This is a genomic window from Aquimarina sp. AU474 (assembly GCF_900312815.1).
In the GTDB taxonomy this organism is placed as follows: Bacteria; Bacteroidota; Bacteroidia; order Flavobacteriales; family Flavobacteriaceae; genus Aquimarina.
Genome location: NZ_OMPE01000006.1, coordinates 43,119 through 59,814, shown reverse-complemented (window position 1 = coordinate 59,814; position 16,696 = coordinate 43,119). Strand labels below are relative to the sequence as shown.

Below are 16,696 nucleotides of genomic sequence, written 5' to 3'. Positions count from 1 at the left end.
ATATGATTAACACAGTAGTAAAAAAGCTAAAAATATTACAAGAAACTCCCAAAACACTAATCTTAACGTACGTTGTTATTTATTTTTTATGGGGGTTAGGTATGAATCGTTTTGGTGCAGAAATGGAAATAGCAAGATTTTCATATTGGTGGCAAGTAATTACATGTTACATCTTGTATATGGTACCGATTTCAATTTTATTGAAAAATTATACCTTTTTTAACCAGTATGCTTATGGGTTAGTTGCTATGGGAATATTAGAGTTCTTAGGCTATTGGCTTCACACATCATACGTGTATCCCAATAATATTTTAGATCAGATATTTAGTCCTCAAAATTTTAGTTTAGGGATGGCATTATTTTTTGCTTTATACTTCCCTGCAGGGAATTGGTTAGTACAAAAAATACATAGGCTTATTTTTTTAAAACAAGAATGAAATTATTTCCTGGGAATTAATACAAACTGTTGTTTCCCTTGCTTTTTAACCCTATACTTATCGGCAATATCTCCAGCACCTTTAATATTTAAGGTATCGTCTATGTAGTCAATCCAATCTTGCCTATCCACAATAGCATTATCCAAAATAACATCGCTTAAATTCGCATTTTCTAATTTCGTACCCCACAAAGTTGCTTCGGATAAATCTGCTCCCGTAAGATCAGCTCCAAACAAATTAGCATGCGTTAAATCAGCACTTAATAATTCTGCTCGTTGTAAATTAGCGTTATGTAGTCTTGCTCTTTTTAGTATAGCATCTGATAGATTTATTTTACTCATTTGGGCTTCCTTAAGCTCGCTTCGTTCTAAATTAGCAGCAGGCATTTGAGCTTCACTCAAATCGGAGTAGTCCAATCTTGCATACTTTAGGTTCACACCTCTTCCCAAATTCACCTTTCTAAGATTAGTATATTTAAAATCCGCAGAGTTTAAGATATCCTGAGAGGATTCTGTACCCAAATCACTTTTTAAAAGACTAAATAATAACTGCCCTCTTTCTGGACTAATAGGCTCCTTAATCAATTCACCGTTTTCAATAAACTTATATGGCTTCATTGCCATACATAATCCAATTATTCTTGCTTCTAAAGTCTTACTAATGTTTCGACTACTAGATCCTTTATATTTTAATTCTTCATTGAGATCGGCTAATACATCTCCCATTACAAAAACAAGGGATGATCTTCGATCTGCTTCTACCAGGTTATTTTGACTAGTAATTAATTTATTTTGATTCATCAACAACTTTGTCTGAAAAATCAAAACCGCAGCAGGCACTATAGCCACCATAAAAGCGAATAAACCAATTCTGGTAATTCTCCATATCAAACTTGAAGAAACATCAGAAACTGTATCTACAGATACCGTTTTAAATTCTTTATACTCGTTAATGGCATTACTAATGCTTTTTTTAAGTCTTGAACCAAAAATAGGAACACTAGATTTTTTTAGAAGCCACCGCCTAAATTTTCTTTTCTTTTGCTTCCCTGTATTTATCTTATCCAGTTTATCCTGAAGTAACTTATTCTCAGTTTTTAATCTATCAATGTATTCTTGTTCGTTGTTCACTATACTATAGATTTTGGATATTAAAACGTTCAAGATATAAAAGTTATTATTACTTAGAAAAAGAAAGCCCATTTATCCCAGATAAAAAGGCCTTCTTTCAAAAACATGGAGAATTCAACAAATACTTATTCAAGATACATTGAAATGTCATTAGCAATATCTTCTATAACCGAAAATTCTACATCGTCATCTATAAGATTAATAGTTTTAATCAAAAGATGCACATAACCCAGAACATATTCTTTTTTGTGTTTATCACTTACGTATTCTTTAGCATCAACTACTATAAAAGTGATCAAATTATGGATAATCAAACGTATTTCGGCGTTATTTAAATCATTTTTCATGACATATCTTTTTAAACAAACTATCGGGGAAATACATCAAAATACAACTCTACACAGTCATCAAGACAAAAATAGATTGATTTAAATGATCATTATTCGATAAAAAACCAGTTTTATCGTTTTTAAGGAATTATACATTTAATTCATCTATTTATTACTTTTACAACGTACCCATTTGAAACATTGCTTTATGAAACGAAGAATTATACTCCTGTCTATTATTTCAATTTTGATACTTGTATCTTGCAAAGAAAAACAAGGTTCTAGTCGTTCTTCAGATATGAATCAGGAGATAATACCCATTACACCAAAAGACACACTTTTCTATCTATACGAATTATCTGCCCAGTCTTCTGACCAAAAAGATATATCCTTAAATGTAGTTTATCGCTTTACTGTAAACAGTTATCGATCCAAAGAGGTGGATACGATTTCTAATGAAACTGTAAATACTAACACTGTAAAACCTGCTGTTTCGGAATATTTACAAAGTCTTATTAGTAAAAAAACAAAATCAGAATTAAATAATTTGAGGGATCTAACGAATATCTCCGAATTAAATACAACTTTATTAGATCAAGAAATAGAGATTATAAGTCTGGTTCCTACCGTAAAGAACAAATAGAAGCTCATTGCCTCTTTAACCACCTTCTTTCCCGTATAATATTTAAGAAAATAGCCAATACAATACGCAAAAGCCTCGAAGAAAAAATCTTCAAGGCCTAGTATACGGATTTTGAATATGGAATATCTTGGCTAATCCCAATAATCAAAATTTCCCTTAGTCACAAATTAAAGAAATGTGTTATTAAAAAACAAAAAACCCTCTTAATCTTAAGATTAAGAGGGTTTAGTACTGAAGGCGGGACTTGAACCCGCACGGCCTTACAGGCCATTGGATTTTAAGTCCAACGTGTCTACCAATTCCACCACTTCAGCATGGTGCGTATCTCAGAGCGAAAGACGGGATTTGAACCCGCGACCCTCACCTTGGCAAGGTGATGCTCTACCCCTGAGCTACTTTCGCAGTATTTTAAGAACGTTGCAATTCCTTATTGCGGATGCAAATTTAAAACAATTATAGAAATACCAAAGTCTTTTTTAAAAAAAGAATTAAAAAAATTACACCTGCGATGCTTTCTTCCTGGTTAACATACGTTTAATCTCATTTAGTTTCATTAATGCCTCAACAGGAGTGAGCGTATCTATATCAATATGTAATATTTCTTCCTTAATTTCTTCTAATAAAGGATCATCGAGATTAAAGAAACTAAGTTGCAATTCATCCTCTTCCTGTATGTTTTTAATTTTATCGGTAAGCTCTTCGCTACTATGAGATTTTTCTAATTTCTTAAGCATTTTATTAGCTCTGTGCAATACTTGTTGTGGCATTCCGGCCATTTTTGCTACATGTATCCCAAAACTATGCTCACTACCGCCAGGAATAAGTTTACGCAAAAACAACACATTGTTCTTCAACTCCTTAACAGCAACATTGTAGTTTTTAATTCTACCAAAAGTTTCGCACATTTCATTGAGTTCATGATAATGCGTTGCAAACAATGTTTTTGGTCGTGCAGGATGTTCATGCAAAAATTCACTAATAGCCCATGCAATAGAAATCCCATCATAAGTACTCGTCCCTCGACCTATTTCATCTAACAGAACTAAACTACGATCCGAAATATTATTAAGGATGTTTGCTGTTTCATTCATTTCTACCATAAATGTAGATTCTCCCATAGAAATATTATCACTTGCACCTACACGAGTAAATATTTTATCCACCACACCGATTCTGGCTTCTTCTGCAGGCACAAAACAACCCATCTGAGCCAAGAGTACGATCAAGGCTGTTTGTCTTAATATAGCAGATTTACCACTCATATTAGGCCCGGTGATCATTATGATTTGCTGTACATCTCTATCTAAGAGCACATCATTTGCTATATATTGCTCTCCAGGTGGTAATTGTTTCTCAATAACTGGATGACGTCCATTTTTAATCTCTAGATCATATGATTCATCCATCAAAGGCCTAACATACTGATTATCCTGCGCTAATTGAGCAAAGGAGCATAAACAATCTAATCTACCAATTAAAGAGGCATTTAATTGTACAGGTTTAATGTACTCATTCATCCACACCACTAAATCATTAAACAATTGCTGTTCTAGCGCAAGTATTTTTTCCTCTGCGCCTAATATTTTGGCTTCATATTCCTTAAGTTCTTCTGTAATATATCGTTCTGCATTCACTAGAGTCTGTTTCCTAATCCAAGTATCGGGGACTTTATCCTTATGCGTATTTCTAACTTCAATATAATATCCAAAAACATTATTCGAAGCAATCTTAAGTGAAGTTATCCCAGTGCTTTCGGTTTCACGTTCAAGCATCTTATCCAGATAATCTTTACCAGAAAATGCTATTGATCGTAATTCATCAAGTTCATCTAGATACCCATTGGCGATTGTATTTCCTTTTAAAACATTTACAGGAGCTTCTTCATTTAAGGTTTCTTTAATTTTATCACGAAGTAATTCGCAATCGTTCAGGGTTTCTCCTATAACTTTTAATGCTTCATTATCACTATTAGAGGCTTGTAGTTTAATTGGAGCAATAGCCTCTAGAGAATTCTTAAGTTGAATCACTTCACGCGGTCCCACTTTACCAGTAGCTACTTTAGAAATCAAACGCTCTACATCCCCTATCTGTTTAATTTGATGTTGAATTTTTTGATGTAATGCAGGAGTATCCAAAAAATACTGCACTACCTCATGACGTTTTTGAATATTAGAAATATTTTTTAATGGCAATGCCAACCATCGTTTTAATGTTCGACCACCCATTGGAGAAATAGTTTTATCAATCACATCCAAAAGTGTAACGGCATTTGTTGCATTAGCACGATATAATTCTAAATTACGAATAGTAAACCTATCCATCCAGATATACTGATCTTCGGCAATACGCTGGATCGCTGTTATATGTTGCAATTTATGGTGCTGGGTTTCACTAAGGTAATGTAAAATCACACCTGCTGCGATAATCCCTTCATTCAAATGATCTACTCCAAACCCTTTTAAAGAGTTAGTCCCAAAATGGTCATTTAACGTTTCGTGTGCATAATCAGTCTTAAACGCCCAATCCTCCATGAAAAAGGCGTGGTAATTTTGCCCAAAATCATTATAAAATGTTTGTTTTTTTGGTTTAGTAACCAATACTTCACTAGGATTGAAATTTTGCATTAACTTATCCATATGTGCGATATCTCCTTGAGCTGTTAAAAACTCTCCTGTAGACACATCCAAAAAAGCAATCCCTAAACCTTTTTTACCATAATGCACCGCGCATAAAAAATTATTGGTTTTACTCTGTAAAACCTCATCATTAAGTGCTACTCCTGGGGTAACCAATTCGGTCACTCCTCTTTTTACAATTGTTTTGGTTTGCTTTGGATCTTCAAGTTGATCACATATGGCAACACGCTCCCCAGCCTTTACCAATTTTGGTAAATAGGTATTTAACGAATGATGAGGGAAACCCGCTAAAGCCGTTTCCTGCTCACTACCATTCCCTCTTTTGGTCAAAACAATATTCAAAATTGCCGCAGCCTTTATAGCATCTGATCCAAAAGTCTCATAAAAATCCCCAACCCTGAATAATAATAATGCATCTGGGTACTTTGCCTTAATTGCATTATACTGTTTCATTAAAGGAGTTACCTTTTTACCATTCTTTCCTGCCATTCAACATCTAATTTTATGAATGAAGCTAAAGTAGCTATTCTCCTATTTTTTTTGAAATATCATCACTACGAGTTATTCAATTTTATTCACAATCTTATTTCTTTAATAAAATGAATAAATGATATTTTTGCAGTAATGGAAAAAAACAGAAAACTTAAAAACAGCGAGCTCGATCGAAAAACGATAGCCCAATTTAAAGCAGCATCAAAAACTCCTTTGATTATTATATTAGATAATATTCGAAGCTTAAATAATATTGGGTCGGTTTTTAGAACCGCCGATGCCTTTTTGGTACAAAAAATATATCTCTGCGGCATTACAGCCACTCCTCCTCACAAGGATATCCAAAAAACAGCTCTAGGAGCAACCGATACTGTAGATTGGGAACACAAAGAAAACACGCTGGAACTAATCAAAAACTTACAAGCAGATAAAGTTAAAATCTTATCTATTGAGCAAGCAGAAAATGCTACAATGTTGAATACGTTTAAACCCGAAAGCAATCAAACCTATGCTATTGTATTTGGAAATGAAGTAAAGGGCGTGCAACAAGAGGTCGTTTCTGAAAGTGATGCGGTTATAGAAATCCCTCAATTTGGCAGCAAACACTCTTTAAACATTTCGGTAAGCACCGGGGTGGTGGTTTGGGATTTGTTTTGTAAGTTTAATGTGAAATAAAATTCACACTCATGAAATACATCTCACTATTCGTAGCAATTATATTTCTTATGATATCGTGCAAGAAAGAAAGCCAAAAAAAAGAGAACTTATTAGAAGATCAACTCATTGTCAAAGCAAAAGAAATTCATGATAAAATAATTACTCTAGACACCCACTGCGATATTAATATTAAAAACTTCACAGATTCTATCAATTATACTCAGGACTTGAATTCGCAAATCACATTACCCAAAATGAATAAAGGTGGATTAGATGTCGCTTGGTTTATTGTATATACTGGTCAAGATTCTCTAAATCAAGCTGGATATACAAAAGCTTATGATATTGCTATGTCTAAATTTGATGCTATCCATAAGCTCACTAAAGAAATTGCTCCAAACCAAATAGAACTCGCGTTAACTTCTGATGATGTTCGACGAATTTATAAAAAGGGTAAGAAAGTTGCCATGATCGGAATAGAAAATGGATACCCTGTAGGTTTAGATATTAGTAATGTGAAAAAATTTCATGATTTAGGAGCGAGATACATGTCCTTATCTCATAATGGCCATAGCCAGTTATGTGATTCTAATACTGGTGAAGCAGATGGAAAATGGCTGCATAATGGATTAAGCCACCTAGGCAAAGAAGTTATTGCAGAGATGAATAAACAAGGAATAATGATCGATGTTTCTCATCCATCCAAAGAATCTATGCGTAAAATGATTGAACTCACCAAAGCTCCAATTATTGCTTCACATTCTTCTGCCAGAGCACTTTGTGATCATAGTCGAAACCTAGATGATGAGCAATTACAATGGTTAAAAGAAAATGGTGGTGTTGTACAAACTGTTGCCTTTACATCATACCTAAACACAGAAAAATTTGAAAAGCGTTCTGTAAAAGAAATTGAAATAGGAAAACAAATAGCCGATTCGATGGGGGTTACTTGGTTAGAGCGCGAAGAAGTAATGAAACTAAGTGCCGAAGGAAAAGAAAAATACTATGATTTTTTAGGCACCATGGCAGCCATACGTAGAGCAAAAGTTAAAAAAATGGATAATTTACCCCCTGCTGTAGATGTAATAGATTTTGTAAATCACATTGACTATATGGTAGGCAAAATAGGTATCGATCATGTTGGTATTAGTTCAGATTTTGATGGTGGTGGTGGAATTGAAGGCTGGAGCGATGCTTCAGAAACTTTTAACGTAACCTTAGAATTAGTAAAACGTGGATATACCGAAGAGCAGATTGCCCAACTATGGAGTGGCAACCTACTTCGTGTACTTGATGAAGTGCAAAAAATTGCTGAAGAATTACAAAAAACTTAAGAACTAGTACCGGACAAAGTTGTGTAAAAAATCAAATTACTAGCAAATCTGCTCCAAGATTGAAACAAAATCAGATCGATTAGCAATAAAATCCAAATCAGAAACATCTATTATTTTCACATTAAGGGCGGGTTGAGATTTCATAAACTGTAGGTAGCCTTTATTAATATTATCGAGATATTCAGGTTTAATTTTTTGCTCATAATCCCTTCCCCTTTTTTTAATATTTCTCAATAGGCGCTCAGTATTTTGGTATAAATAAATATATAGCCCCGGTTTAGCAAGGTTTCTGTACATTAAATCAAATACTCTTTTATACAATACAAATTCTTCCTCTTGTAAAGTAACTTGTGCAAAAATTAAAGACTTAAACACATCATAATCACTTACTACAAAGTCTGTAAAAAGATCAAATTGAGCAATATCATCCTGCAATCTCTGATATCTATCGGCAAGAAAAGACATTTCTAAAGGAAATGCATATCGCTCCATATTTTCATAAAACTTTGGCAAAAAAGGATTATCAGCAAAACGTTCTAAAATAAGCTTAGCATTAAACTCGTTTGAAATTAGTTGTGCTAAACTTGTTTTTCCTGCGCCTATATTTCCTTCAATTGTTAAATACTGAAATCGTGCCAGATCATAACCCTCTTTAGGGTTTACAATCTTTTCATCGATTAATGACACTATCGAATCGTCTTCACCACTTTCTAATAATTCTTTAATAGTTTGTTGTAGCACTGGATGCTTTTCTTTCTCCGCAATTTCAGCCAAAGGTGCCAAAACAAATTTTCTATCCTGCATAGACGGATGAGGAACAATAAGTTTTTTAGTATTAATTATTCCTTCAGAGGAAAGCACTATATCCAAATCTATTGTCCTTGCTTGATAGACATCATCCCCTTCCCTTTTCCTTCCTAACTCTACCTCAATTTGCAGTAAATAGCCTAAGACTTCACTAGTGGAATAAAATGTATCTATAGCAATACAAGCATTGTAAAAATCATCACTTTCAAACCCCCAAGAAGGTGTTTTATACACACCAGAAATAGCCCTAATGCCTCCAATAGTTTGATAAATTTTTTGAGTAGCTTTTTGAAGAAAATCTAGTCGATTTCCCATATTACTACCTAATGAAATATGTACGAGATTTGGTGTTTTCAATACGAGAGGTTTATATTCTGGACAGAACTTCTTATTTTTAAGAACAAATTAAGTAAAACAAAACCACATCGCCTTATTTTTGTGCGAAGTATTATTAACTACTCTATTTTGAACAATTCTACCTTAAGCATTAAGGACAAACAAGCCGCGTACAGAATTTATCTTATCCTAGGGGCTTTGTTTATCTCCTCTCTTGTTGCATCTAATCTAATTTTTCAAAAATTTTTTCATTGGGATTTTTTCGGAATTTACACTTTTGAAATCTCTGTTGGCATATTACCATATCCAATAACTTTTTTGATAACAGATATTATCAGTGAAATTTTCGGAAAACGAAAGGCAAATCAAATAGTTACTGCAGGAATTTTTGCCTCATTTTTCTCTTTATTAATAGTATCAGTCGCTACAGCCGTTCCAGCCACCTCTTGGTCACCTATAAATGATGAAGTATTTAAAAGCGTCTTTGGAGCCACAGCTATTGCTGTTTTTGCTTCTATGATAGCCTATCTATTTGCACAATATATTGATATTCAAATTTTTCATTTCTGGAAGCGAGTTACCAAAGGAAAACATCTATGGCTACGAAATAACTTCTCTACATTTTCTTCTCAATTTATTGATACTGCAACAGTACTTTTATTACTATGCTCTACTGATATCATTTCCTGGGATAGATTTGGATTGTTGTTGCTAAATGGTTTTTTGTTTAAAATCCTAGTAGCTGCACTTGATACGCCAATTTTATACTTGGCAGTTTATGCTTTTCGTAAGAAATTTAACCTGAAACAAGGAGAAGAAATTAATCTTGAAATATAAAATCTAACAAATAGTTAACTTAAAAAAAGCAACATAGTACCTTTGCAAATCGTTACTTTATAAAACTTTTTAACAAAACATAATCAACATAAACACATGAAAAAGGCCCTAAAAATTCTTGGTGTTATCCTTTTACTTTGCATTATCGGCATCATTTCGATACCTTTTATATTTAAAGGAACCATTAAAGATAAGGTGCGTTATCTGGTTAATGAACATGTAAATGCAAAGGTTGATTTTGCTGATATTGATATTAGCTTAGTCAGAAGCTTCCCTAAAGCTTCGGTCATTATAGATGAACTTTCGGTCATAAATTACGCTCCTTTTGAAGGAGACACACTTGCCTATTCTAAAAAAATAGCATTAAATATGTCGATCAATGAATTGTTCAAAGATGCATCGGAAGCCATAAATGTTCAAAAAATAATTATTGACGAAGCTCATATTGCCATTAAAACAGATTCTCTGGGTAATTCAAATTTTGACATTACCAAAACGAATAAAAACGAAGTAACACCTGCACCTGCACCTGATGAAGAAGACAGTGGTTCTTTTGTTTTTGATCTAGAACATTATGAAATTAATGATAGTAAAATCTTTTTTATTGATGATGTAAGTAAAACCGTTTTAGAAATGACACATCTTAATCATCAAGGTGACGGATCTGTTTCTGGCGAAAAGGTGATTTTGGACACCAAAACAAATACCGAGGTATCATTTAGTTTAGAGGACACTAAATATTTAAACAACAACAAACTGCACTTGGATGCAGAAATAGAATTAGACCTTAAAAACCAACGATATTCTTTTAAAGAAAATAAGGCTCTTATCAATAGATTACCTTTAGAGTTTGCTGGATTTGTTCAATTGAATGAAAAACATATAGATGTAGATTTAAGTTTTAAGACTCCAACTTCTGATTTTAAAAATTTTCTTGCTGTTATACCAGAAACCTACGCAAAAAACCTTGATGGAGTAACCACCACAGGAGATTTTTCGATTAATGGAATCGTTAAAGGAAAATCTGATGACACCTATATCCCTACCATGGATATACAAATACAATCTCACAATGCATCCTTTAAATACCCTGATCTCCCTAAAGGAGTTAGAAACATTAATATCGACACGCAAATAAAAAATGAAACAGGATTAGTTGATGATACCTTTGTTAAGATAGATAACTTAACTTTTAGGATAGACGAAGATTCTTTTGCCGCCAAAGGGTATTTAAAAAATCTAACCAAAAACATGATCGTCGACATGATGATGAAAGGAACTCTAAATTTGGCAAATTTAAATCAAGCCTACCCATTAGAGCTTGAGGAAAAAATCAATGGCATAGTAAATGCCGATATAAGAACACATTTTGACATGCAATCTTTGGAAAAAGAGCAATATCAAAATGTAAAAAGCTCGGGAACAGCTAGTATATCTAAGTTCACATACGCATCTGCGGATCTCCCAAATGAAGTTAAAATTGAAGAAGCAAACGTAAGTTTTAATCCTCAAACTATTTCATTAGATAAAATGGAAGCCAGTACAGGCAAATCTGATCTTGGAGCTACAGGAACTATAGACAATCTTATGGGGTTTTTATTTTCTAAACAAGATTTAAAAGGAAACTTTAATGTTACATCCAGTGTTTTTGCAGTAAGTGATTTTATGGTCAGCGATTCTGGTACTCCCGAAGATGTCTCTGAAGAAACTTCTGATTCTAGGCAGAAAGAAAATGAAGTAATGAAGATACCCTCTTTTCTAGATGCTACTCTTAATTTTGATACTAAAAAAGTTATCTACGATAACCTAACACTTCAAAACACAAAGGGAACAGTAAAAATCAAAGATGAAACTGCTTACTTACAAGATGTTACTTCAAATATATTCGATGGTGGATTAGCTTTTAATGGTAATGTATCTACAAAATCTGAAGTCCCCACATTTGATATGGCCTTAGATTTAAGTAAAATTGATATCGTTCAATCTTTCAATAATCTTGAGCTCATTAAAGGTCTTGCTCCTATTGCACGTGCACTAACAGGAAATCTTACTTCTCAAATAAACCTTAACGGTAGATTAAACGATGATCTTACACCAGTATTAACCTCATTAAAAGGAAAAGCCCTTGCCGAAATCTTAAATGCTCAAATATCTACCACTAAAACTCCTCTTTTATCAAAATTAGATGGTCAACTTAATTTTGTAGAACTCGATAAATTAAATTTAAAGGATATCAAAACCAATTTGAGTTTTGATGATGGAAAAATTAATGTTAAGCCTTTCGAGTTTGATGTAGAAGGTATAAAAATAACGGCCGGAGGAAATCACAGTTTTGATCAAAGTATGAATTACAATGTTACCCTTGATGTTCCTGCTAAGTATCTAGGTAGTGAGGTAGGGAGTTTAATATCTCAACTTGATGAAAAAGAAGCCAATAGTATGACCGTTGGACTTCCTATAGGAATTTCAGGAAATTTCACTAATCCTAAGGTAAATTTAAATACAGGTCAAGCTGTAAAACAGCTTACCCAGCAAATAGTTAATAAGCAAAAAGAAAAGGCAAAAGAAAAGATTGTAGGCGAAGGTACAAAGGTGCTTACGGACCTTCTAGGAGGGTCAAAGAAAAAAGATTCTTCGGCAACTAATGATGATGCATTAAAAAATACTGCTAAAAACATTTTAGGTGGATTTTTAGGGCGAAAAAAGAAAAAGGATTCGGTTAAAAATTAAACACATCCAAAAACTTACTAACAATACTTTCTTCACATTTTAGAACTGGATATTCTTTTCAACTCCCAAAGGAATTTTTGTGGATAAAACCATTATCCTACAGGCAATATATTGCTTAAAATTAGGTTAACGATTTAATAACGTCACAATTGTCAGTAAAATAATGGTATAATTTTAATTTTAATTCCAAACCAAAATAACCCCGCTATGAAATTGAATACACTACCAATAATTATTTGTTGTTGTTTCTCCATTTTCTCTTTTTCACAAACCGAAATTAGCGACCCCCATATGAAATGGACTAATGGGTGGACAAGTTTTGAACCCAACCTTCAGGACTACCCTGAACCCGAAGAAATTCTCCCTAATCTTATCGAAACAGATTCTTATTTAAGAAATGATGTTGTGTATTTGATGTCCGGAAATGTGTATGTAGCCAACGACGCAACACTCACCATTCAAGAAGGTACAATTATAAGATGCGATAAAGAAAACCCTACAAGTTTAATAATAACAAAAGGATCAAAACTAATAGCAAATGGCACCAAGACATCTCCTATTATTTTTACATCTAACAGCGCTCCAAGATCTAGGAAACCTGGAGACTGGGGAGGAATTATTATTGCAGGTTCAGGAAAAATTAACTCCCCTTCGACTTCAAAAGTGCTGGAAGGGAATTTTTTACCTCAATACTCAAGTTATGGCGGTGATCTTAATAACGAATCAACAGCCGAAATGTCATTTGTAAGAATTGAATTTGCTGGAAAAAAAATTGATAAATCCAAAGAACTAAATGGTCTATCATTATATGCTTTAGGTAAAAAATCAATTATAAATAACATCATGATAAGCTATTCGGCAGACGATTCTTTTGAATGCTTTGGGGGATCGGTAGACATGCATAATTTAATATCCTACAAAGCCAAGGATGATGATTTTGATTTCACCCTTGGATATAAAGCAGAGCTTAACAATATTATGGCAATAAGACACCCTTACATTAGCGACGTTAGCGGTTCTTATGCTATCGAAACTGATGGGTATGATAAAAAGGAAGGGTATGTTAATCCAAGTTCTTTATCTCATGTTAATATCCGAAACGCATCCCTAATTAATTTATCCGATCAAAAAAATTATCAACATACAGTAGCAGCGATTTCTTCAAAAAATCTAGCTAGATTAGAAATTACCGAATCAAAAATATCTGGTTTCGCAAATATTATACAATTTGATAAATCATACCAATCTTATCATGATATAGAGAAGTGTTTTTTATTAGAAAACAGTATTTTTAATGTACATAATACACCAGTATTGCTTAGCTTTGAGTTTAAGATCCAAACAGATCGACTATTAAAGTATAATATGTACACTAATAATTTTAAAAGCGTCAAAGATCTGTTCACAGATCCGCTTAACAAAAAACATCCTAAATTTTCGATCAAAGACCCTAAGAGTTACACTGTTACGCATTAGTCTTTGGCATATATGATCGAATATTAATAAATACTTTTACACAATGAAAACATTAAGTAGTATCCTTTTTCTAATTTTTATCTCGGCTTACAGTCATGCACAATCCAAAAAAAATGTGTTTTTTGACCAAAATATTATGATTGGTAAATTTCATACTATTGATCAACTAGAAGAATTAAAAAAAGGGGAACTAATACAACTATACACAGAACGAGTAAAAGAAATAACAACAATCCTGCCTTATCTAGCTTTAACCAATGAAGCAGGAGTTAGTTTATCGGATATCGGTATTAAAGAAAGTTCTGATCACCTAAAATCTCTCGATAAATATCACGAAGAGACAACTGAAACCGCAGAAAGTACAAACGAGATAATATCCGAGTTTATTCCTTATGCAGATACGGAAAAAATAGTTTGGGCTATTTTATATTTTGAAGAAATTATAAAAAAGATAAGAATTGGAGCTAATGGGAATTTCTAAATAGCACAACCAACTATTACAACATATTAAAAACCAACCTTAAAAAGGTTGGTTTTTTGTTAATTTCTTTTTAGGATATAATATCGCATCGATTTCAAAGTAAATTTCTATGATTTAAGTGTTCATTTAGGCAACTTTTATAATCGATTGGCAACTAACAGGTTAGTTTTTTCAAAATAAATCAAAAATTTAGCTGTCAAAAATGACATTATAGATAATAATATTCAGGGGAAAAGACCCTTTTTTTAACAAAAATGAACGACGCTCGTCGAATTACACAATACCCAGCTGATATACACCAATATTTCTTAATTTTTTGATTATCAGTAAACTAAATTTAACAAGAGTAGGAATAATACTCATAATGTTTTCATAATTATAGTTAAAATAACGACGAACGTACAAAGTTTACGGTAAAAACGTAACCAACTTTAACAAAACTCTGTTAACTTAGTAATCCCAAAATTGAGGGAGAGAAATTTCCTCCAATAGTTTTAACCCCAAAACAAACTATTATGCTTAAACATTGCTCATTGGTTACAGGTTTAATTTTACTCCTTTTTTCTTCAACTATTATTGCACAAGATTTTAATGAAAATGACGACAGATGGGCGAAAGTATGGACCAATTTCTCCCCGAACAAAACAGATTACCCTACTGCTGAAGAAAAACTACCAAATATTATTGCCAATAATACATACTTAACAAATGATGTTGTGTATTTAATCTCTGGCGATGTTTATGTAACAAGTGGCGCATCATTAACGATTCAAGAAGGTACAATTATAAGAGGTGATCATAAAAACCCAGCAAACCTTATTATCACAAAAGGATCAAAACTAATTGCTGCCGGAACAAAATCTTATCCTATTGTTTTTACTTCTAATAAAGCTGCCAAATCACGTAACAGCGGAGATTGGGGTGGTATCATTATTGCTGGATCAGGAAAAACAAACACTGCCTCCGGAACAGGTATTATGGAAGGGAACTTTAATCCTCAATTCTCATCATATGGTGGAGATCAATTAAATGAAGAGACTGTCATCCTTAGATATGTACGAATTGAATTTTCTGGTAACACTACCAAAAGAAAAAAAGGATCTAACGGACTTTCTTTATACAGCATCGGCTCATCTTCTATTATAGATAATATTATGATAAGTCACTCTGGACAAGATTCTTTTAATTTTCACGGAGGAACAAACAATATTCAAAACCTAATTTCTTTTAAAGCCAATGAAGATGATTACCATATTTCGGAAGGTTTTAAAGGAAACTTAAATAACATAGTAGCCGTACGTCATCCTTATATCACAAGTCCTACCGGTTCTTATGCGATCGAGGTTGATGGTTACAATAAAAGCTTAGGTTTTACAAAACCAAATGACATTACAGATGTTACTATTACCAACGCAACATTAGTAAATCTATCCGATAAGACCAATTTTCAACACACTGGGTCAGCAATTTACACCACAAACTCTGCAATGACCTATATCCATAAATCAAAAATATCAGGTTTTTCGGATGTTGTCAAATTTGATAAATCATATACTTCATTGGCGTTAATACAAAAAGCGTTTATGATGGATAATAGTTTCTTTAATATCCACAGTGAAGGTGTCGAAGTTTCAAACCAAGTGATTAAGAAAAGTTCTTTAAATATTTTAAAATATAATAGATTCACCAAAAATTTTATTGATGTGAAAGATCTATTTGATGATCCCCAAAATAATCTTGCTCCCAAATTTAAATTAAAGCAATCTATGAATAACTATATGGTTATGCAGTAGTAGATTAAAATTTGACCCAGTTTTAAGTACAACTTAGAATTGGGTCAAATACAACTTTATTAAATATTCATATGTTTAGATTATTATCCATTAGTTTTTTCTTCTTTATAATTGCACATAGCGCTATAGCTCAAAAAGTAAACGACGCGGTGTTTTTTACGCAGAAGAAACAAATAACCAGATTTCATACCATTAGCGATCTAGAAACCTTAAAAAAAGGAGAGCTTATTAAGCTTTACACCGATCGAGTAGAAGAAATCATGACTATACTTCCATTTATTTCTTTAACCAATGAAGCGGGTGTTAAATTAAGCGACATAGGCATAAAGGAAGATTCAAGACATCTCAAAATCTTGAAAAATGGTACAGAGTCAACCGAAAAAAATCTAGAAACTACTAAAGAGGTGATTGAAGAATTAGTCCCTTATGCAGATACCGAAAAAATTATTTGGACCATACTCTATTTCGAAGAAATCATAAAAAAGATGCGAATAGGGGTCAATGGAAGTTTTTAAAAAATCAGTAATGTGTTTTTAAATTATCATTATATTACTTAGGGTAGGAAGCGGCGAATGCCG

Annotated in this window: 14 protein-coding genes and 2 tRNA genes; 10 read left to right on the top strand and 6 right to left on the bottom strand. The window is 32.9% G+C overall.

Translation table 11 applies throughout. The features are described from left to right. Window positions 1–2 precede the first annotated feature (2 nt). A complete protein-coding gene (locus tag DK508_RS04955; RefSeq protein ID WP_109299641.1) occupies window positions 3–437 on the top strand; it encodes a hypothetical protein in 435 nt (144 codons plus the stop codon). 2 nt (window positions 438–439) lie between these two features. Here DK508_RS04955 and DK508_RS04950 read toward each other — a convergent pair whose 3' ends face one another. Beyond that, the gene (locus tag DK508_RS04950; RefSeq protein ID WP_160114566.1) at window positions 440–1,567 is read right to left on the bottom strand and encodes a pentapeptide repeat-containing protein; all 1,128 of its coding nucleotides are present in this window, start codon (window positions 1,565–1,567) and stop codon (window positions 440–442) included. 125 nt (window positions 1,568–1,692) lie between these two features. Further along, entirely contained in the window at window positions 1,693–1,914 is a 222-nt protein-coding gene (locus tag DK508_RS04945) for a hypothetical protein (protein WP_109299639.1), read from the bottom strand. Between the two features lie 190 nt (window positions 1,915–2,104). On the opposite strand from DK508_RS04945, the gene DK508_RS04940 reads away from it, so the two are divergent. Continuing rightward, window positions 2,105–2,539, top strand: a complete 435-nt coding sequence (locus DK508_RS04940) for a hypothetical protein (RefSeq protein WP_109299638.1) — start codon at window positions 2,105–2,107, stop codon at window positions 2,537–2,539. A 229-nt stretch (window positions 2,540–2,768) separates the two neighbouring features. Here DK508_RS04940 and DK508_RS04935 read toward each other — a convergent pair. The 3 genes from DK508_RS04935 to mutS form a co-directional block, all read right to left on the bottom strand. Further along, window positions 2,769–2,853, bottom strand: a tRNA-Leu gene (locus tag DK508_RS04935). Window positions 2,854–2,869: 16 nt separating this feature from the next. Next, window positions 2,870–2,941 (bottom strand) — tRNA-Gly (locus DK508_RS04930). A gap of 95 nt (window positions 2,942–3,036) precedes the next feature. Then, window positions 3,037–5,664, bottom strand: coding sequence for a DNA mismatch repair protein MutS (mutS, locus tag DK508_RS04925; RefSeq protein ID WP_109299637.1), 2,628 nt, complete (start codon window positions 5,662–5,664; stop codon window positions 3,037–3,039). A gap of 135 nt (window positions 5,665–5,799) precedes the next feature. Between mutS and DK508_RS04920 the strand changes: the two genes are divergently transcribed. Both DK508_RS04920 and DK508_RS04915 read left to right on the top strand, forming a co-directional pair. Continuing rightward, entirely contained in the window at window positions 5,800–6,342 is a 543-nt protein-coding gene (locus DK508_RS04920) for an RNA methyltransferase (RefSeq protein WP_109299636.1), read from the top strand. An 11-nt stretch (window positions 6,343–6,353) separates the two neighbouring features. After that, the gene (locus tag DK508_RS04915; protein ID WP_109299635.1) at window positions 6,354–7,658 is read left to right on the top strand and encodes a dipeptidase; all 1,305 of its coding nucleotides are present in this window, start codon (window positions 6,354–6,356) and stop codon (window positions 7,656–7,658) included. Window positions 7,659–7,697: 39 nt separating this feature from the next. On the opposite strand, the gene folK is transcribed toward DK508_RS04915, so the two are convergent. Continuing rightward, window positions 7,698–8,822 (bottom strand): 2-amino-4-hydroxy-6-hydroxymethyldihydropteridine diphosphokinase, encoded by a 1,125-nt coding sequence (gene folK, locus DK508_RS04910; protein ID WP_109299634.1) that lies wholly within the window; start codon window positions 8,820–8,822, stop codon window positions 7,698–7,700. Between the two features lie 108 nt (window positions 8,823–8,930). Between folK and DK508_RS04905 the strand changes: the two genes are divergently transcribed. From DK508_RS04905 to DK508_RS04880, 6 genes are all read left to right on the top strand, one after another. Continuing rightward, window positions 8,931–9,638 carry a queuosine precursor transporter gene (locus DK508_RS04905; RefSeq protein ID WP_235016292.1) on the top strand — a complete coding sequence of 236 codons (708 nt, stop codon included), beginning with the start codon at window positions 8,931–8,933 and terminating at the stop codon, window positions 9,636–9,638. A 96-nt stretch (window positions 9,639–9,734) separates the two neighbouring features. Then, window positions 9,735–12,368, top strand: coding sequence for an AsmA-like C-terminal region-containing protein (locus DK508_RS04900; RefSeq protein WP_109299632.1), 2,634 nt, complete (start codon window positions 9,735–9,737; stop codon window positions 12,366–12,368). A gap of 207 nt (window positions 12,369–12,575) precedes the next feature. Then, window positions 12,576–13,844 carry a hypothetical protein gene (locus DK508_RS04895; protein ID WP_160114565.1) on the top strand — a complete coding sequence of 423 codons (1,269 nt, stop codon included), beginning with the start codon at window positions 12,576–12,578 and terminating at the stop codon, window positions 13,842–13,844. A gap of 43 nt (window positions 13,845–13,887) precedes the next feature. Then, on the top strand, window positions 13,888–14,325 hold the full coding sequence (locus tag DK508_RS04890) for a hypothetical protein (RefSeq protein ID WP_109299630.1): 438 nt from the start codon (window positions 13,888–13,890) through the stop codon (window positions 14,323–14,325). Between the two features lie 515 nt (window positions 14,326–14,840). Beyond that, window positions 14,841–16,118 (top strand): hypothetical protein, encoded by a 1,278-nt coding sequence (locus tag DK508_RS04885; RefSeq protein ID WP_109299629.1) that lies wholly within the window; start codon window positions 14,841–14,843, stop codon window positions 16,116–16,118. A gap of 71 nt (window positions 16,119–16,189) precedes the next feature. Further along, window positions 16,190–16,633, top strand: a complete 444-nt coding sequence (locus DK508_RS04880) for a hypothetical protein (protein ID WP_109299628.1) — start codon at window positions 16,190–16,192, stop codon at window positions 16,631–16,633. Window positions 16,634–16,696: the final 63 nt, after the last annotated feature.